This is a genomic window from Marinicella meishanensis, from assembly GCF_019931145.1.
Lineage (GTDB): Bacteria > Pseudomonadota > Gammaproteobacteria > Xanthomonadales > Marinicellaceae > Marinicella > Marinicella meishanensis.
In genome coordinates, this window is record NZ_JAIOUV010000002.1 from 47,401 (window position 1) to 66,184 (window position 18,784).

Genomic DNA, 18,784 nt, shown 5'->3' on the forward strand with positions numbered 1-18,784 from the left:
TCAATCAATGGGCTTTTGGGTGTGGTAATCGCTGTTGTCGATGATGTTGTTGATCAGCGCATTGAGGTCGATGTCTTGGCAATACACATCCACCACAATCTGTAATACGGTGACCGAATCGGTGCCATGCACGATGATGGTGTCCACCGACATGTCTTGGTCTTCCATGATCAAACGATTTTTACCCAAGTAGGAGAATGAATTGGGTGCCGGAGGTTGTTTCGGTTGGGGCGCATTGACTGAAGTAAACAAAAAGGCCGACCATTGTTGGCAATTGAACAAGCGGCTGCGGAACCGCTCTGCCGACATGTTCAACTGGGTTTCGATTTTGATGCTGTTACCAACCACCACGTTCATCATGTATTCATGATAACCCCTGGCTGCGCGCCTCGGCGGTCGATTTTGTCAACATTGGTTACAAAACCACTGCCAGGTTTCAGTAACCCAAGGAGATGCGTTGTCTGATCAGGGCTTTGGGTGCTTGGTCATTGAAGCGGATCCGCCCGTAGGCGTTGCGTTCGATGCCCAGCTCGCGCAACAAATCGGCATATTCCATGAAGGGTGCCCGCTTCACTTCTTGCTCATACAGGCGGGTGAACACGGTGGAGGCTGAAATGCGGTCCATTTCTTGAAACAATGAGCGGGCGGTCCAGCTGCGACCGGTGTCCAAACAACAGTCCTGTAACCCAGCCAAGGTTTTTGACAAACTCATGCGACCCCCGCTTTGTTGCTGCAAAGCGACATCGGCTTTCAAGGCAAACACGGCCCCACCCCAATACATTTGCATGTTGTGGCGGCGCCCGGCTTCCTTCAACACCGGAGCCGAGCGCTGTTGGGCGGTGCGCTGGCCCCGTTCGAAGCCTGCAATCAATTTACTCCAGGCCGTTGGCTCGTCCAACAAGCCAACCCGCATGCGGGTGATGTTTTGGTGGTAGCTGGCAAAACCTTCAGACAACCAGCGGTCATAAGGGGTGTAAGGCATCAACAAATGGCTGAATTCATGGGCCGCTGTCCAATCCGCAAACAACGACGCTCTGCTTGACTCTGGATTCACCACCAACAACACCCCTTGGCCACCAGCCCGATTGACCTGACCCCACGGCACTGGCCCCTGCGACCCGGTCATCAACACCACCAGCACCTGTACTTCGGGCAGAGGAAAAGATTCGCCCACCCGGGCCACGGAAGCGGCCATCTGTTTGACCCAATCGCTGAGTAGATCACTGTGTTCAGTGTGGTTGCCGGCCATGATGGCCAAACGCAAGCGCGACTCACCCAATGCCAGGGTGCGCAATTGCATCGGGCCCATGGCCAAAAATCCATTGGCATATGAAGGGCTGGGTTTCATTTGGTAATGGGTTTGCCTGGCGCTGCGTTTGAGCAATTGCCAGGGCGCTGAGACTTGCACATCAGCTGGGTGGTTGATGGTCACCTGCGGCCATTGACGTTGGCTTTGGTCACTGGCTTGCCACTGCCAGTCATCGACTGACAACAACAAGCTGTCTGGGTGTTGGGCCCGAAAGCGGCTGGACCGTTGGTTGTGGTTGCCAGCTCTGGGCTTGACGGTATACTGCAAACAACCGGCCTCCCCTGCTGGCAGCGCCAAGCGCCGTCCACGGGGGGTCAATGACCGCCCTTGCCATTGCCAATCTGCGGTCAGGGTCAAAGTGGCTTCTCCATGCGCTTGCATCTGCGCCGGGGCCTGTTGAAAACAATGCCTAAGCTGCCAAGCTTGGTGGCTGCCTGGGTAATCGATTTGGATGTCATTGGCCAACGAAGCCGTGCTCAGCAGGCCCAATGACAACGCCCATGTGATGATGTGTCTTTGCATATGCGGTTGTCCGGTTCACCGCCCCCAACGATCAATAAAGACCATCATATGAACGATTAATTCAAATTATTGTGAAAATTGAATCAGGGACAGGAAAAGGCGTCGAAATACCAGATGTGTACAATCAACTGGTCTTTGACCTGATAAATGGATTGGCTGCATTGGGCTTTGGGCTGGCCCTGGGCATCGGTCCAAATGGCCCGCTCCAATTGTTGAATGAACGGTCCTTGTTGGGCCGAGCTGAGCACTTGTGAATGGGCCGCCGGTGTGTTGACGAAATACCGTCCCAAAAACGCTTCCAGGGCGGCCTTGTCATGGGTTTCGGTGTGCAGCTGGTCACCACTGATGAACATGTATTTCAATTCTGAGTGGACCAAGGCCAGCATGCCTTGAACGTTATGTTGGTTGTAGGCTGCGACGAACTGTTCGGCCAAATTAGGGGCCGTGTTGGACAGCTTGGCAACCGGCTTGGTGACAGGCTGCTGCGGCTGGCAAGCCACCAAGCACAGCAGCCCACTCAATACCAAGCAAATGCGCCACATGGTATTAATCGGTGTATTCAAAGATTTTCACCACCCGTTCCACCCCACGCAAGTGCCGGATGCGTTCAACCACGGCTTCCGCTTCTTCACGGCTGACGATGCCCATCAGATAAACTTCCCGGTTGGCGGTGGTCAGTTTGACCCGGGTGGGGTTGAAATCAGGCAAGTCTATTTTTAACAACGAGGCCTTGGCTTTGGAATTGATGTAAGAATCTTTGGAGCGTCGACCAAATTTAGAGATTTCCGAGACCAGCTTCAATTCGTTGACCACTGAGATCACACCATCCTTGATGGCGGCCGCGTCTTCGGCCTTAACCCGGTCACTGTCGGTTTTGACTTCACCGGCCAACAACACCACACCGTTGTATGAATCGACTTTAACCCGACTGTCGTCTTCCAGGGTTTTGCGGATCTCATTTTTGACACTGGCGGTGATGATTTTGTCATCCATCACTTGCCCCGCCGTGCGGCGGTCATTGGCCACATTGACTCCTGTCACCAAAGCGCCACCGACGATGACTGGCACACAAGCCGACAAGCCGATGCTGAACAAGCCACACAGCAGACATGTTTTCAATACCTTCATTTGTTTCATGATGATCCTCTTTCTGTTAATGAGCAGGGTGCGTCATTTCTGACTGCAGCCGCCGATAAAAATTCATTCAAATGCGTGTTGAACCCACTTAAACTGATTGCAACCATCCACGCAATCAATACCCAACACATCAAACCGACAAGCCAATACCTGATGCTGCCGATGGCGTTGCAGATACTGTTTGGCCGCTTTGATGATCCGTTGTTGCTTGGCCCAAGTGACTGTTTCCAACGCACTGGCCCAATCGGTTTGCTGGCGGTATTTCACTTCGATGAAAACCAGATGTTCACCTTGTCGCATGATCAAATCAATTTCACCCATGGGCGTGTTGAAATTCCGCTCGAGGGTGGATAAGCCCTGCCGCCGCAAATACAGTTCTGCCGCCCGTTCTGCTTGCTGCCCCGAGGTGATGGCCCACTGAGACAGGTCTTGAGCAGAGCGGCCCCAACGGCTGCTTATTTGGGCAAGGCAATCACGGAGCCATCGATGTATTGTGCCCATTCCAGTTCTCGATCGAAATCGCCATCAAAACCCAAACTGATCCGTCCTGACAAACCCTCGATGATGCCGGTGTTGACCCGGCTCATCCACTCCAGGCGCGCGATCAGTTGATACGCATCGAACCCAAAAGCAAATAACTTGGCATCGGTTTGTACCCGCTGCAAGGAAAATGGCAGGGTTTCACTCAAGCGACTGCTTTGCAATTCAATCGGACTGACGGCAAACCGCAGGTTTTGCAAATCGCGGTTGTGTTGTTCATTGAGCAAACCGGCGAACACGTGCGAAGTGGCATAAACCGGTAAGCCGGCGGCGTGATGGAATTTCAGCTGCGGCACCATCAACCGGGCAAACGATGGCCGGGCAGCGAGAAAAATGGCGTCCACATCGGACCGCACCACCTCTTCAGCCGCCAGATTCAACTTCAAAAACTGCTGCAGGTTGCGGGCCCTGAGCTGGCTTTCCACCAGGCCCAAAGTTTGCCGCAACTGGGCTGAATAATCGTTTTGCTCAGCCTGGTAGTAACTGTTGTCGATGATTTGCCCCCCCAAATCATAGAAGGCTTGGGCAAATGCCTGGGTCATGCGTTCACCCCATGGCTCATTGAGGGCCAGGATCAACACCCGTTTGTGTCCGTCCTGGATCATGCGTTTGGCCACTTGCACCGCTTCGCCCTCCGGCGACAAGGTGAATTGAAAATACGGGCTTTCTGCCTGGTTCAACAGCACCACCGGCATGGTGGCGGCTGGCAATTTTACGGCGGCTTCAATGGAGGTTTTGTCCAACGGTCCAATGATCAGGTCTGAGCCGTTCTCCTGGGCCGAGAACCACGAGGCCGCGAGGTTTTCTCCTTGGCTGCCGGTGTCGTAGAACACCAGTTTGTTTTGGTTACCAAAATCGCTGGTGGCGGCCGTCAATAACCCAGTTTGGATGGCTTTGGCGACATCTGCAAAGCGACCTGAAAAGGGCAACAACACCGCCACGGTTTGTTTTCGATTGATGCGATTGAGGTCCAAAAAATATTGACTGGCGGGGTGATCTGACCACTGCATCAACCAGTTTTGGCCAGACACGCCATCGGCACCAAAATTCACATAAGCCGCTTCTATCCAACCTTGGGCCGTGGGACTGTATTGCGGATCACCCAAAGCCAAGATCAATGCCGCATCATCCACTTGCAGCAAGTTTCTGACAATGCGGTCATGGATGCCCTGCAGCCCAGGCATCTGATCAGGTTTGGTGTCAGTAATGGCCTCAGGCACAACCCCGACCGGCTCGTTTTCCGGGGTCAATTCAGCCACAGCGATCCAAGCCAAAGCGGCGGCAAAGTAGGCCCTTTGCTGCTCTTGGCAAGTGGCCTGCAATTGCCAATAACGCGGCTGCCAAAAGGCCAACAAGGCCTCGATACCGATGTCAGCAGTCATGCTCAAAGCCTGTTCACATTGACCATTGAGCTGTGACAATTCGGCTTGAATCACACGGGTTTCCGGCGTTTCCAATGGGGTCTCATGCAGTAACTTCCAAATCGGCAAAGACTCCCCCAATTGCAACCAGGAATCCAACAAGGCCACCAACACTTCGGGGTCATTGGGGTTGTTGTCCCAGGCTTGGGTCAACCATTCGGTGGCGGCAAAGTAATTCTGTGCTTGATACAGCTCCAGGCCATTGCGTTTGGCGGCGTCACTGCTGGGTCGGGTGTTTTGCTGACCGGCGCCACAGGCGGTCAATAAAACCAACACCCAAAGCACCGCGACAGATTTCAATAATTTGCGAGTCATGATTGGGATTTTACCTCAGAAATCATTAAAATACTGTTCGATGAATGAATCTTCCGACAAGGCCACAGGCACTTTGTTTGTGGTGGCCACACCCATAGGCAACCTCAAAGACATCACCTTGCGCGCCATTGAGGTGTTGCAAGCTTGTGACTGGGTGGCCTGCGAAGACACCCGCCACAGTCAGCGCCTGTTTCAGGCCCATGGCATCGACAGCAAAACCCTGGCCTTACACCAACACAATGAGAATCAACAAGCCCAAAGCATCATCGACCGCTTGTTACAGGGACACAACGTGGCACTGGTGTCAGATGCCGGCACCCCATTGATCAGCGACCCCGGTTTTCCACTGATTCAATTGGCCCATGAGCAGCAGCTGTCGGTGGTGCCCATTCCCGGTCCTTCGGCCTTGATCGCCTTGCTGTCGGTGGCCGGCTTGAACACCAATCCATTCACATTTCATGGCTTCTTGCCGGCCAAATCACAACAACGGATCAAGGCCCTGGAAGCCTGGTTGCCGTTGTCTGGCACCCACGTGTTTTATGAGTCAGCACACCGCATCGTGGCCTGTGTGGATGATTTGTTGGCGGTGTTTGGTGCCACCACCCCGGTGGCCATGGGGCGTGAATTGACCAAAACCTTTGAACAGGTGTTTCGTGGTTCTCTCAATGAGTTGACTGATTTGATTGTGGCTGACAGAAACCACCAAAAAGGGGAGTTTGTGTTGGCCATCCAAGGACAGAAAGCCGATACCGATGAACAATTGACACCAGAACAGCGCCAACTGGCGAGCCAACTACAACAACACCTGCCGCCGAAAACCGCGGCCAAGGTGGTGGCCGATCATTACGGCATCAACAAAAAACAGGTGTATCAATTCATGCTGGATGCGAAAGCACCTTGATCAAGGCATGTTCCCACCGCGGCCGGTGTTTGCGAAAGTAGCGCCGCAGGCCTTGCTTTTTCCAAGCTTTAATCACCGCCGATCGCTGTTCGGAATGGCCTTGCAAATGGGTCACGGCCACCGCGGGTTCGTACCACAATTGCCCTTGATTTTGTTGTAGGCGGACAAACAGGTCCAAATCCTCAAAGTGCAATGGGAATCCCTCATCAAAACCGCCAATGGCTTCAAACGCAGCCCGTTGCACCACAAAGCAAGCCCCATTAACGGCCTCCACCGGCTGGGCTTGCTGTGGCGGGGCTGTTTCACGGATGTTGATGCCACGAAAGCCAGGCAAGCGCGACAAACCGGTGATGTGGCAGAGCACCCGCCACAAAGTTGGTAAGCGCCGACGCGAAGCGGGTTGCAGGCTGCCATCTTGATTCAACACCTGACAACCGACCAGCACCGCACCTGGGGTGGCGTCCAAGGTGGTCGACAGCTGCTGTAATTGTTGGGCTTGAATGAAGCAGTCGGGGTTGATGAATGCCACGGTTGGGGCCTGCCCTGTTTGCGCGCCTTGATTGCAGGCGGTGGCAAAACCCAAGTTTTGGGTATTGTTGATGACTGTGATGCGCTCATCGTTGGGTATCAGGGCACGCGAATCATCGGTGGATGCATTGTCAACCAAACATATGCGGATGGCGGCAGCAGCTGGTTGCAACAAAGCGGCCAAACAGTCCTGCAGCACAGCACCCGAGTTGTGACTGACGACGACCACGTCAATGGCAGGCTCGGGTTGCGCAGTGGTTGGTTTCATTGCCCCAGACAGAAGGCCCACAATTTGGGCCACACCGCCATGGCTTCAACCACTTCTTTTAAATCGTGACGGGCTTTGGCCACACAGGCTTCGGTGTCCATCGACTCGTCCCAATCGGTCAGCACGGGCGCTTGTGTGGTTTTCACGGCTTTGCCGTTGGCTTGAATGATTTCCCGCACATCGGCTTGCCAATAAATCGGCGCGTCTGGCACCTCATCCATGATGTTCTGCAAAGACAACACCAGGTTTGACCGGGTTTTGGTCATGTATTCATTCAAGCGATTGGCCAAGGCCTGATCATCACAGGTGCGCAAGTCATCGATCGCCGAGCGGATGTGTTCATAACGGCTGATGACGTCACTGGAATGGATGTGGCCCAAAATAGAAAACACATAGTCGGCCACAAAATTATTGAAATTGGGGCGGCGGGCAATGTGGTTCATGCCACTGCGTTCTCTATTGCTGGTTTGTATGTGCCCCATCATCAACGGAAAATGCAAGGACACTTGATTGGGATAACAACCCATCATCATGCAATTGAAAAAATGGTCTTCATTTTTGTTGATCGGCATGACAAAGGGGGTCAGGCTGCTGTTGTCTATGGCCGACGGGGCAAAATTGGCACAAGACAAGGCCTGGTAATTGGGTGAGTAGTGCAACAAATGCGAGGCCTCGATGTTGTCCAAATAGGTCTCGCGGTCCTGCCAAAAGGCTTCGCGCTGTTCTCCTTTCAACAAATACAACCAATAGTTGCTCTCAGCCCGCGGGCTGCCCCAGGTACCGTTGCCGGTGGATTTGATCAGGGAATGGGCGTTGAGGCGCTCCAGATCCATCAAGCGCCAACCATACAAACTGGACGTTTGGGCCCCGTCTTGTTGACTTAACCACCAGCCAAAAGGTTCACCACAAGCATCCACCATGTGTTGCAACACGTCGCTTTCCAGCTTTTGGCTTTTGGCCTTGATGTCTCGTATGTTCAAACCAAAACCGACATTCAAAGTGGCTTCATCGGATAAATTCACCTGGCTCAAATCGTACTGTTCGGCTTGGCGTGGTTGGATCAGGTAGTCATCATCATAAAACACAAACTTTTTACCTGCCAAGGCCAACAAAGCCAGGTTCCACACCCGGCCGCCGGTGAATCCGGCTTGTTCACTGAGCAGCCAGTCGATTTGGCGGTGGTCTGCAGGAAACTCGTCTTTCAGCATGCCAATGAATTGATTTTGCCACGACTGACCGTGGTATTTCACATTCACTTTGGCCGCCTGACAGACTTTTTGATTGGCTTCTTGTGATTTGCTGTCGGGCGAGTCGTCAAACACCAACACCACATCCAAACTGCCGTGTTTTTGGCAATACAGTTCAAACGAGTCCAGCAAGCGCTGTAAATTGTCTGGTCGTTGACAGGTCCTGATCACCATGCCGGCATGGGGAATGTCACGGCGTTGCTGGTGCTGTTGAATTCGATCCAGCCATTGCTGTTCACTGATCATCAGCGACTTGTCTTTCAAGAACCCCAATACCTTGTCAATGGCGGCGGCCTGCCCCTTCAGTTCAGGGATGTTGGCTTCAATCACTTGAATGTGTTCATGCATGGGCTTGAACTGCTGGGTCAAGCCCATGGCTTGTAACACCTGCATGGTCATCACGTGGTTGACCCCATTGTGGTGCTCCATGAACACCAACTCTTCTTTAGACAATTGTTGTACCGTGCCAGATACCGAAGCATACAAGGTGGGGTCTTGTGGTTGGGGTTTACTGATTTGGTGTTCACCAAAATTAAATTCAAATTCCATTGTTCACTCCTTGCCAAACCATTTGATGCATCGCCCAATGATGGGATGATCCAGCCATTTTTGTTGTTTGGCTTGTAATTGTAGACAGTCTTGTTCGGCTTTGATGTGGGCCCGAATGACCGCATTGTAATGGCCGTATACCTGTTCGGCTTGTTCCGTAAAACTGAACATGTGGGGATGTTGGTTGGGATTGATGGGCTGCTGACTGGCCACCACCACATAATAAACGGGATTGAACAGGGGTTGGTCTGCCAATCGCTCATCGGTGCCCATGCAATCATGTTGCATGGTTTTGGGCGCTTGTTGCAACTGCCACAAGTTGGAAGAAAACATCAACTTTTGCCCATACCACAGGGTGTGATCAAAAAAATCAGCCAACAAATTGGCAAATTCATCGGCATAGAGTTCTTTGACATGATACTCATTGTTGAAGCCGGTTTTGTCTGAATATTCTTTTTTGTCAGGGGTTGATATCAGCAACACCCCATCGACTTTGAGCACCCGTTTGAATTCTGCCAGCAACTGTTCATGCTCAGCCAAATGTTCCAGGGTTTCAAATGAAACCACCACATCCATGCTGTCATCAGCCACTGGCAGTTGCAAGGCATTGCCTTCCACGAATTTCAAGCGCTCATGGGGATAGGTTCTTTGGGCATGTTCAACAGCGGCTGCTGACACATCCACTCCCAACACCGAGGCGGCCTCTGTGGCCAATAAATGACTGCCATAGCCTTCACCACAAGCCACATCCAACACCTGTTTGTCTTTGACCCAGTGCAAAGCCATGGCATAACGGTGGTAATGCTCATACCAGATTTCTCTTTCACACTCGGGTAAAAACCGCTCGCCGGTGAATGTCAAGCCTGAATCAGCCATGGGGCCCCTGATTAAAAAGCAGCTATTTTATCAACGATTGATTCGCGTAACTGCCTTAACGGGTCATTTTCAATGAATTTTTCCACCAGCGAGCCATATTCTGGGTGTTTTTGTAACAAGCGCTGCATGGTTTGTGCATTGGGCCGGAGGTTGCGCTCACCAAATGACTGATTGCCGACGTGGGCGACATAACAGTTGTCCACCAGCACATTCTTCAAGCCGGCTTGTGCAACCCGCAATGAATAATCATTTTCCTCGCCATAACCCAAACCAAAGGTGGCCTCATCGAAATAACCCACCGTTTGTTTGGCGGCGGCCGTGACCAACATACAAAAACCGACGGCAGTGGGCAACTCGGGATAGGAGGGTCGGTGTTTTTCATGCAGCTGATGCGCCACAGCAGTGAGGTCTGTTGGCACCGAGTTGTTGTACAAAGTCTTTGGAATGGAACAGATCTCGGCGTTGTTTGACCATGGTGTGGCGGTACCCAGTTGGTCCACCCCATCAATCGCTTCTGCCATGCGTTGCAGCCAACCGGCGCTGACCAAGGTGTCTGAATTCAACAACACGCTGTGACCGGTATTGTGACGCAAACCGGCGTTGGCGGTTTTGACAAAGCCTTGATTGTGCGTGTGGTGCAGCTGCTGCCAATGACTGGGGACCTGGCGCAACAAATCGGCAATTCTGGGGTCGGTGGAGGCGTCATTGATCAACAGCACCCGATCATTCTGGTTATGCTGCTGCAAGGCCTGCAGTGCCCGACGGGTCACGTCATGCGCGTTGTAAATGGGAACCACGATTTCGATGTTCAATTCAACGCCACTCGGTTGTGATTTGATAGGTGCCCATTTCGCGGGATTGGCCGGTGATTTTCAAGGGTTGTTCAAACGTATCGATCATTTGGATGTTTTCCGGTGTCATGGTGTGAAAACGGAATTGATAGGATCCTGGCAGCAATTTCAAACCTGGCAAGCCGATTTCATACACCACAAAGCCCTGTTCATCACGAACTGGCTGACAATCATGCAACTCGGAATAGGTACCATACACCGGCACCCCTTGGTTGGTCACGATGCCAATGCAGATCCCTGGCACCTGTTGATCCGGGGTGAACACCTGTACACGCAGCAGCAGATCACTGTTGAATGCCACGGCTTCGCAGGTTTCACCTTGGTGCATGATCTGCGCGTCATGGATGTGGTAAGTCGAGCGGTTGACTTGCTCACCCGAAGGCATGGCATGCGGATCGGCAATGGCGTCTTGATAGGCTTGGGTGACGCTGAACACGTCGCCATAAGCCCGCACCGCCCCTTGCTCCAACCAAACGGCTTTTTGGCACAGTTTTTGAACATGGTAGGTGCTGTGAGACACCAACAACAAGGTGCCGCCTTGTTGCATGTATTCATCGATCCAGCGCAGGCATTTGAGTTGAAAACTCTCATCCCCCACGGCCAGCACTTCATCGGTGATTAACAAGTCAGGCTTGGTTTGGGTGATCACCGCAAAACCCAGTCGCACCACCATGCCTGATGAATAATTTTTCACCGGCTCGTGGATGTAATCACCAATGGCCGCAAATTCAATCATGCGGGCTATTTTCTGCTCCACATCATCGCCATCCAATCCGGCCATGGCCGCTGCCATGTGCAAATTATCAATGCCCGAATACTCCGGATCAAAACCGGAGCCCAGTTCCAACAACGCCCCGATCGTGCCGTTGACTTGAAACTGGCCTGAAGTGGGTTGAATCACCCCAGACAGGATTTTCAGCAAGGTGCTTTTACCGGCGCCGTTTTTACCGATGATGGCCAATGATTCACCGGCTTCGACGGTTAGACTGATGTCTTTGAGGACATGCGCGCCGTCACTGTGTTGCCGATTGAACAGGATGTTCAACATGCCCTTGATGCGTTGCTTGTTGTTCACCACATGCGGATAAAATTTGTTCAATTGGTTGATTTCTATCAGACTCATGACAGGCAACGATCAGGCAAAATCATCGAACCGTGGGGCCAACTTTTGGAAGAAACGGTTGCTGAGAAACAACAAGACCAAACTGGCAATCAGCACATACATCAAGGACACCCAATTCAATGGATTCAAGTCAAATACCGCATCATGAATGAAATTGATCACTGGCAACAAGGGATTCAACATCAAATAGGGTTTGGCAAATTCAGGAATGATGCTCCAAGAATAGATGATTGGGGTACAGAAAAACAACAAGGGCAACAGGGCCGAGATGATTTGTTTTAAATCACGGTAAAACACATAGAAAGCAGCAAACAACAAACTCAAAGCGGATGCCAAAATGAACAGCAACAACAAGGGCACCAGCAACAGCAATAAATTCCAGGAGGGATCCAAACGACCCAACACCATTAACAAGATAATGATGGCGACAAAGCCCAAACCATGCAGTAAGAAATTGGCGGTGGTGCCGGCCATCACCACCTGGCGTAAATCCAGTTTCACTTTACCCAACAAATCTTTGCGGTTGATCACCGCGGTGATGGATTGCAACACCGACTCAGAAAACGCCATCCAGGGCCACAAACCCATGGCCAAATAAGTCACAAAGGCGTTATCAGGTAAGTTGGGGACCCTGGCTTTGAAGATCATGCCAAACACAAAGGCATAAATCAGTAAAGAAATCAGCGGATGAACAATGATCCACAACAGCGCCGATGAATTGCCAAGATACCTGTCTTTGATCTCTTTCTGCAAAAAGAATCTAAACATTTATTCTTCAATGAATACTTTGTATCTCTCAAAGATGTGGGCTGTGGACTCTGGGTTGATTTCGATTTCGTAACGTGCTTGGGTGTTGATGATGCTTTGAATTTTGCGTTTGATGGTGTTGTCTTTCAATTCACGATAGATTTGATCTTTGGCTTGTTCAAAAGACATCGGCTGGGCTGCATTGATGGCATTCACCCGGACAATGAGGTATTCACCGTTGTGGAAATACACATCATCCATCACGCCCACTGGGGCATTGAACACATGATTAACAAAGTGGTAACGAAAATCAGATTCTCTGAAATCACCCCAATTGCCTGCATTCAACTCCACGCTGGGATCGGTGGAATGTGTTTTGGCCATGGCATGAAATTGCGCCAAGTCTTGTCCTTTTAATTGGGCTTGTAAGGCTTTGGCTTGATCCTTGTCCACCACTGAGATCACCGACAAATCGCGTGATTCGGGATCTACATATTTGGCTTTGTGCACCAGATAGTATTCATTGATCAAATCTGCCATGCTCTCGGGGGTGACACTTTCTTTGACGTGCTGCAACATGGCCCTGAAGTATTCTTTTTTGATCATGAATTGTTTGATCGAAGCCAATGTGGCATCTTTCTGTAAATCCAGTTTAGCAAAAAACTCATCATCGATGGTGAGCTCCACCGCTGCCACTTGAGCTGGAATCTGACTGAATGGTTCAGTGTCCATCAGCTCAGAATCCATCAAATACCGGTGGACGATGTTCATGTTCAAAATGGTGTAGATGTTTTTTTCAATTTGTGCCGTTTGTTCAGCGAATCCGCCACGCGATTCACTGGGCAACAAATATACATAGGCATCGACATCACTGATCTTCACTTCTGTGCTGCCTTGCTTGATCACAAAGGAACTGTGATCAAGCAAGGAAGTGATCAACAAAAATATGAACTTCATTGTTTAGAACGACGTTTCGGTATAGAAGATCGCGCAAACTTCATGTACCGGGTTGTTACACTCGGGCGTCACATTGTAGGGGTCGTTAGACAACACAATGTTGAAGTAGTAAACAGTGTCTTTGTCCATCAAACAATACAAGGCAGGGTTGTCTGCTGGATTGGTTGAGAAGAACATGTTACTGAAGTTGTTCACGGCTTTCACACATTGTGCGGTTTCACTGAAATCACCCGGACATTCAGCCACCGAAATGGTCGCATTTTCCATCAAGCGGTGATTGGTCGGGGCTTGCTCAAACACGATGCGTCGTCTGAAATTGGTCTGGTTCAATGAGAAGCCAGAGACCGACAGGAATTGACCGATACCAATGTCTTCCAACACATCGGTGTTGGTAGACACCCCGAACGGCTGGCCGTCATTGATTTCTGTGTAAACTTTTTCAACCCGCTCCAAGCCTGCTGGATAAACCGTTGGGCTACAACTTGAGTTGGCGTTGAAAGTCACGTTAACATTAGCCACCTGACTGCCACAAGTTAAGGTGATGGTGCCCGATTGGGTGAAATTCACGCTTTGATTACCGGTCAAGGCTTTGCTGCCGGCCCATCCAGCCACTGCTGGACTGGCACTGGCTGTACAACTTGAAACGTTGCTTGCAGCCCAACTGACCGAAGCGGTGCCATTGACCGTGGCATTGGGAGATTGTGAGTTAACCCGGAAAAAAGTGATTGCTGGGTTACCACCGCCACCACCTCCGCCAGTTTGCTCGGTGATGGTGAATTGTTTGACGGTTGAGGTGCCCGCCGCATTTTGACAATCTAAAGTCAAAATGGCTGGCAGCGCCGAGACCGTGATGCCTGATTGCGACCAACTGCCGTTGTTGGCATTTTTCACACCATTCCAGGTGGAAGTGCCGGCCGTGGTGCTCGCCGCACAACTGGTGGCATAGGCCACACTCCAGTTGACTGTGATGCTGCTGCCCAAAGTGATGTCATAATCACTGGGATAGAAACCCAAAATAACGGGGGTGTCATCATTGCTGTCGACGATCAGATGTTCACCAACAGTGGTCACAGAAATGTCGCCGGTTTCGAAGTCAATTTGAGCTTCACCAGTGATTTCCACTTCTTCGTTGTTGTTGTTGAAAATCAATTTTTCAGCGTGGGTGGACTGAAAAAACATGACCAAAGTTAATAAAAGAACGTTGCGCATTGGTACTCTCATTTCACGTATAAAATTGGATTATACAAGATATTGTGTTAATTTTTTATTCATAAAAAAAGGACAAGATAAAATCTTGTCCTTTTCTCGTATACCGACAAAAAGTCTTACAGTGAAACCACTCGACCTTTGTGTACGAACAGACCAGCGTATTGTGCCAACAAGCCAGGACCGGCTGCACCGTTGGTGAACTGTTGAGCAGCGAAACCAGCAACTGGCAAACCAGCGTAGTCAGCACCCAACAGAGCGTTGGTCACGTAAGGGATACCTGAGTCTTCGATGAAGGCCATGTCAGCCCAACCGTTTTGAGTAACCGCAGTAGTCGGAGTGGTTACAGTAACCAGGTTGTCAGAACCCATGATTGAAGATTCAGCACCAGCTACACCACCAGGCAGGATGAACTCAACAACGTTAACCTCTTTACACAGAGCTGGGTTGGTACCAACTGGAGGACGTGGAGAGATCGAACCGTTGTTAACAACTTGGCTTTGCTCTTCACGGTCAAACATGATCAAAGTGAAGTCATGACAAGAGTTAACACCGTCCCATGGGTTTACGAAAGGAGCCACAACAGGAACTTGGTTCACGTGGAAACGTTTGGTTGGGAAAGTAACAACCCACTCAGACTTACCAGCAATGAACTCGTCCAAAGCGTACTCATTGTAAACGTTTTGACGGGTGAACAAACCAGATACGGCTTCAGCACCAGTACCGAAAGTAGAAGGAGCAGCGAAGCCTTCGTTGAAGACCACGATGTCAATGTCACCTTCGTTCAAAGAAGGCAGCAAAGAACCTGGCTCTGTGTGAGAACCAGCAGCGTTTCTCCAGAAACGATCGATGGCGATCGCGTCATAAGTCATGGCCAAACCTTCGCTTACGTTAACGATAGAAGCAGAACCAAACAGACCACCAGTTACCACGTCTTCGTCAGCGGTGTTGTAGATGGTGTTGTCGTCCCAATCAGCTTCGATGGCAGCACAGTTACCTGGTGTGCCAGTGTTACCGTGGTCAGCCCAACCGATGGTAGGACCATTGAAGGTAGCCATTTCTAAAATCTCAAAGTGACCGTCAGTCGCACGACGCATGCTGGTGTTACCGGCGATTACCGCAGGAACGTCAGCATCGATGGTGAATGACAAGAACTCTTGACCGGCTTTGTTCAAGAAAGGAGCACAAGAAGTGTCACCAGTAGAGTGAGACGCAGAAGGCTCACCAACGTGACCAGCCAAAGTAGAAGTGGTCGGGGTCAAAGCACCTACCCATACGTCGTATGCAGACAGGTAAACGTTAAAGTCAAGTACCTCTAAGGTGTTTTCACCTTCCAAGAAACGAACTTTAACCGCTTTGGTCTCGGCAGTGGTGTTAACCACTGAGTACAAGGTGTTCAGATCGTTATTAACAGAATAATAAGGATAGATCAACACTTGACCAGTACCTTCCGGGTTGATGTACTGTTGCGCATTTGCCATGCCCGCGACACCCGCGATACCAGCAGCAACAGCCATAGTTAGTTTATTTTTTTTCATTTCTAACTCCAAATTTAATAAAAATATCAGGGCTATTTTAAAATATCCCCGCTCATATGAACGAAGCTATACAAGATAGCAAAGTGAATGATAATTTATCTGTGCGGCAGAAACAAGCACTTTTTCTGATTTTTTGGTCATTCAAAGCCCCAGTTTTCGGGCCTCAAATCATTGGCTCTTGGGCACAAAACGCCAACCGTCGTCCTGCTTAATCCAATTTTCCAAAACTTCGGTTTGCACCTCCATTCCACCCAATGATCGTTGCGTGAAATTGTAGCTGTAATCGATTTTCACCTTGACCTCACAAACGTTTTCATCGGCACATTCTGAGCCGATGAATGCGGCCTGGGTCCAGCGCAAATTGATTTTGGCGGTCAAGATTCTGAGTTTGAACGCCTCGATGCTTTCGGTTTCTTGGTAACCGGGTGAAAAATAGGCATAAGCCGTGTCAAAATCGTCTTCGATGATGGCGGCCCAACGCTTGTTGACACTGGTGGCCAAATCTTCGCTTTGCTGACAGCCGGTCAAGGCCAAGAAAGCCACCGCAGACAGCAGGGCTAGACGGAATTTATTCTTCATGGTCTGTGTTTTCCTTGTTATTGGTTTGTTCTGATGCGTCATCGCGGTCCTCTTGGTTGATCCGAATGGGTTGTAGGCCACGGAATTTCTTGGCGTATTCTTTGGTCACCCGTCTGGCTTGTTCTGGGTTTTCCACCACTGTGGGGGTGATCAACAACATCAACTCGGTGCGTTTGGACAGTTTGCTTTTGGAGCCAAAAGCATTGCCAATCACCGGGATGCGGCTCAACAAAGGAAAACCGGAACGGGAATAGGTGTCTGTTTCACTGATCAATCCGCCCATGACAATGGTGTTGCCACTTTGGACCGCAATTTCTGTGACCAAAGCACGGGTTGAAATGGGTGGTGTACCCCCTTCTGTACTGGGATCACCGGGTGCACTGACGTCTTGACTGACTTCCATATAAACCAGCCCGCCCGGATTAACCCGTGGGGTGATGTCTACCTGCACACCGGTTTGGATGAAGCGGGTGCTGGAAATGGTGCCGTTGTTGACGGTGCCACCGTTGTTGATGGAGCCCACATTGGTGATGGGGATCTGATCGCCCACATTGATGGTGGCGTTTTTGTTGTTCAGCACCAGCATGGATGGGCTGGACAACAAGGCCACCCGGCCTTCTTTCTCCAAAGCCGTCAACCGGGCTTGGGCATTGGTCCCCAAAAAACTGTAGGCGATGCCACCGCTGTTGATGCGCGCACCTTCGGTTTGAAAATTGTATGGGACGCTGCTTTTCGGTTCAGGCAACACCGTGCTGCCGTCTCCATCAATGGGGTCCGAACCATCACCGAACAACAGATCCATGCCATACGAGATGGAGTCATCCAGAGTCACTTCAATGATTTTGAGTTCCACCAACACTTGCAGGGGCTCAATGTCCAGACGCTGGATGGCCGACAGAATTTTTTCATAATCCACCACCCCGGCTTTGATCAACAGTTGGTTGGATTCTTCAATCGCCGAAATGAAAATGTCATTGATGCCAGAACCAGAACTGTTGTTGGTGGTGCGGCGCCGATTGGTGTTGGCGTTGTTCGCCCCGCTGGAACTGACTTCTTTGCCTTGGGCGCCGGGAGCCACGTTGCCGGCACTGGCTTTGCGCGAAGAGGCGCTGCCGCCACTGCCGCCAAACACGTCATTCAAATAGGCCGCCAAATCATCGGCCTTGATGTTTTTCACACTGTAAACATACAGGTTAGAGGCGCCATCGGCATCGGCCCGATCCAAACGTTCGATCCAAGTCTTGGCTTGGCGCAAATATTCTTGTTGAGGGGTGATGACCATCACGGCATTCAACCGCTCCAAAGGCAAAAATCGAAACATGCCGGCCAATGGATTATCTGCCCCTTCACCAAACAAGGCTTCCAGCTCAGCCAGAATGTCGGTGGATTCAACCTGCTTCAGGTAAAAAATACCGGTGGACATACCGGACAACCAATCCACGTCAAAAATTTCGATGGTCTCCAGGTAATTACTCAACTCGCTGTTATTACCCGACAAAAAGAGGATGTTGCGCGCGTTATCGGCTTTAACCACGGCCCCGTCTTTGGCATAGGGTTCCAGGATTTTCTCCATTTCAGTCGGCGACACATAGGTCAATGGCACCGCCAACACCTGATAGCCACCCCCTTGCTTGACCCGGTTTAACTTGGGCGTTAACAAACCCTTGATCGCCTGATTCTCTGGCAACACATGGTAGCGGTCTTCCACCATCACCAAGGCGGCGTTGTTCCAACTCAACATCATTTCCAGAATCGGAATGATTTGTTGTTTGGACACCGGTTTGGCGGTGGCAAAGGTCACTTTGCCGCTGACACCGGGCGCTATCACGTAGTTTTCTTTCAGCACTTCACCCAAAATGAAATGCACCACGGCCTGTAATGACTCCCCTTCAAAATTGAAAGTCACCTCACCTTGGGCCGAAACCACCGCGCGGTCTCGAGAAGCGGCCTCATAATTGATGAATTCGCCGGTGCCGGGATACAGGTCCTCAGTCAATCTGCTGCGATCCACGTCTTCGCCGGTTTTGAACACCTCACCTGAATAGACGGTAGACTCCACCCCCCGCAGGTAATCTGAATTGTCCAATTCCTGACTCAGGTCTTTGGGCTGCGTCACACAACCGTTCAACAGTAAGGCAAACACGCCTGCAATTCCTGTGATATTAATTAT

At 50.8% G+C, this 18,784-nt stretch carries 18 protein-coding genes; 1 reads left to right on the top strand and 17 read right to left on the bottom strand.

Annotation, left to right across the window (positions count from 1 at the left end; all coding sequences use genetic code 11):
• The 6 genes from K7G70_RS02645 to K7G70_RS02670 form a co-directional block, all read right to left on the bottom strand.
• Window positions 1–360: a hypothetical protein gene (locus K7G70_RS02645; protein WP_223787049.1), complete on the bottom strand. Its 360-nt coding sequence runs from the start codon at window positions 358–360 to the stop codon at window positions 1–3.
• A 76-nt stretch (window positions 361–436) separates the two neighbouring features.
• Complete coding sequence (locus K7G70_RS02650) at window positions 437–1,831, bottom strand: hypothetical protein (RefSeq protein ID WP_223787050.1); 1,395 nt, start codon at window positions 1,829–1,831, stop codon at window positions 437–439.
• Window positions 1,832–1,914: 83 nt separating this feature from the next.
• Window positions 1,915–2,373 (bottom strand): nuclear transport factor 2 family protein, encoded by a 459-nt coding sequence (locus K7G70_RS02655; RefSeq protein WP_223787051.1) that lies wholly within the window; start codon window positions 2,371–2,373, stop codon window positions 1,915–1,917.
• Window positions 2,374–2,377: 4 nt separating this feature from the next.
• Window positions 2,378–2,968, bottom strand: coding sequence for a BON domain-containing protein (locus K7G70_RS02660; RefSeq protein ID WP_223787052.1), 591 nt, complete (start codon window positions 2,966–2,968; stop codon window positions 2,378–2,380).
• Between the two features lie 63 nt (window positions 2,969–3,031).
• On the bottom strand, window positions 3,032–3,469 hold the full coding sequence (locus K7G70_RS02665) for a YraN family protein (protein ID WP_223787053.1): 438 nt from the start codon (window positions 3,467–3,469) through the stop codon (window positions 3,032–3,034).
• A complete protein-coding gene (locus K7G70_RS02670) occupies window positions 3,424–5,244 on the bottom strand; it encodes a penicillin-binding protein activator (RefSeq protein ID WP_223787054.1) in 1,821 nt (606 codons plus the stop codon). The genes K7G70_RS02665 and K7G70_RS02670 overlap by 46 nt, the downstream gene beginning before the upstream one ends.
• 40 nt (window positions 5,245–5,284) lie before the next feature.
• Between K7G70_RS02670 and rsmI the strand changes: the two genes are divergently transcribed.
• Window positions 5,285–6,145 (top strand): 16S rRNA (cytidine(1402)-2'-O)-methyltransferase, encoded by an 861-nt coding sequence (gene rsmI / locus K7G70_RS02675; RefSeq protein WP_223787055.1) that lies wholly within the window; start codon window positions 5,285–5,287, stop codon window positions 6,143–6,145.
• Here rsmI and K7G70_RS02680 read toward each other — a convergent pair.
• The 11 genes from K7G70_RS02680 to gspD form a co-directional block, all read right to left on the bottom strand.
• Entirely contained in the window at window positions 6,120–6,941 is an 822-nt protein-coding gene (locus K7G70_RS02680) for a glycosyltransferase family 2 protein (protein WP_223787056.1), read from the bottom strand. The two genes, rsmI and K7G70_RS02680, sit on opposite strands and share 26 nt — an antisense overlap.
• Window positions 6,938–8,737 (bottom strand): hypothetical protein, encoded by a 1,800-nt coding sequence (locus K7G70_RS02685; RefSeq protein WP_223787057.1) that lies wholly within the window; start codon window positions 8,735–8,737, stop codon window positions 6,938–6,940. The genes K7G70_RS02680 and K7G70_RS02685 overlap by 4 nt, the downstream gene beginning before the upstream one ends.
• A 3-nt stretch (window positions 8,738–8,740) precedes the next feature.
• On the bottom strand, window positions 8,741–9,613 hold the full coding sequence (locus tag K7G70_RS02690) for a class I SAM-dependent methyltransferase (RefSeq protein WP_223787058.1): 873 nt from the start codon (window positions 9,611–9,613) through the stop codon (window positions 8,741–8,743).
• 11 nt (window positions 9,614–9,624) lie between these two features.
• Window positions 9,625–10,425 (bottom strand): glycosyltransferase family 2 protein, encoded by an 801-nt coding sequence (locus tag K7G70_RS02695; protein WP_223787059.1) that lies wholly within the window; start codon window positions 10,423–10,425, stop codon window positions 9,625–9,627.
• 1 nt (window position 10,426) lies between these two features.
• Entirely contained in the window at window positions 10,427–11,587 is a 1,161-nt protein-coding gene (locus K7G70_RS02700; protein WP_223787060.1) for an ABC transporter ATP-binding protein, read from the bottom strand.
• 12 nt (window positions 11,588–11,599) lie between these two features.
• Window positions 11,600–12,355: an ABC transporter permease gene (locus K7G70_RS02705; RefSeq protein WP_223787061.1), complete on the bottom strand. Its 756-nt coding sequence runs from the start codon at window positions 12,353–12,355 to the stop codon at window positions 11,600–11,602.
• The gene (locus K7G70_RS02710) at window positions 12,356–13,291 is read right to left on the bottom strand and encodes a peptidylprolyl isomerase (RefSeq protein WP_223787062.1); all 936 of its coding nucleotides are present in this window, start codon (window positions 13,289–13,291) and stop codon (window positions 12,356–12,358) included.
• Window positions 13,292–13,294: 3 nt separating this feature from the next.
• Window positions 13,295–14,500 carry a hypothetical protein gene (locus tag K7G70_RS02715; protein WP_223787063.1) on the bottom strand — a complete coding sequence of 402 codons (1,206 nt, stop codon included), beginning with the start codon at window positions 14,498–14,500 and terminating at the stop codon, window positions 13,295–13,297.
• A 116-nt stretch (window positions 14,501–14,616) separates the two neighbouring features.
• Window positions 14,617–16,035, bottom strand: coding sequence for a hypothetical protein (locus K7G70_RS02720; protein WP_223787064.1), 1,419 nt, complete (start codon window positions 16,033–16,035; stop codon window positions 14,617–14,619).
• Window positions 16,036–16,203: 168 nt separating this feature from the next.
• Window positions 16,204–16,614 carry a hypothetical protein gene (locus K7G70_RS02725; protein WP_223787065.1) on the bottom strand — a complete coding sequence of 137 codons (411 nt, stop codon included), beginning with the start codon at window positions 16,612–16,614 and terminating at the stop codon, window positions 16,204–16,206.
• A complete protein-coding gene (gene gspD / locus K7G70_RS02730; RefSeq protein WP_223787066.1) occupies window positions 16,604–18,757 on the bottom strand; it encodes a type II secretion system secretin GspD in 2,154 nt (717 codons plus the stop codon). The genes K7G70_RS02725 and gspD overlap by 11 nt, the downstream gene beginning before the upstream one ends.
• Window positions 18,758–18,784: the final 27 nt, after the last annotated feature.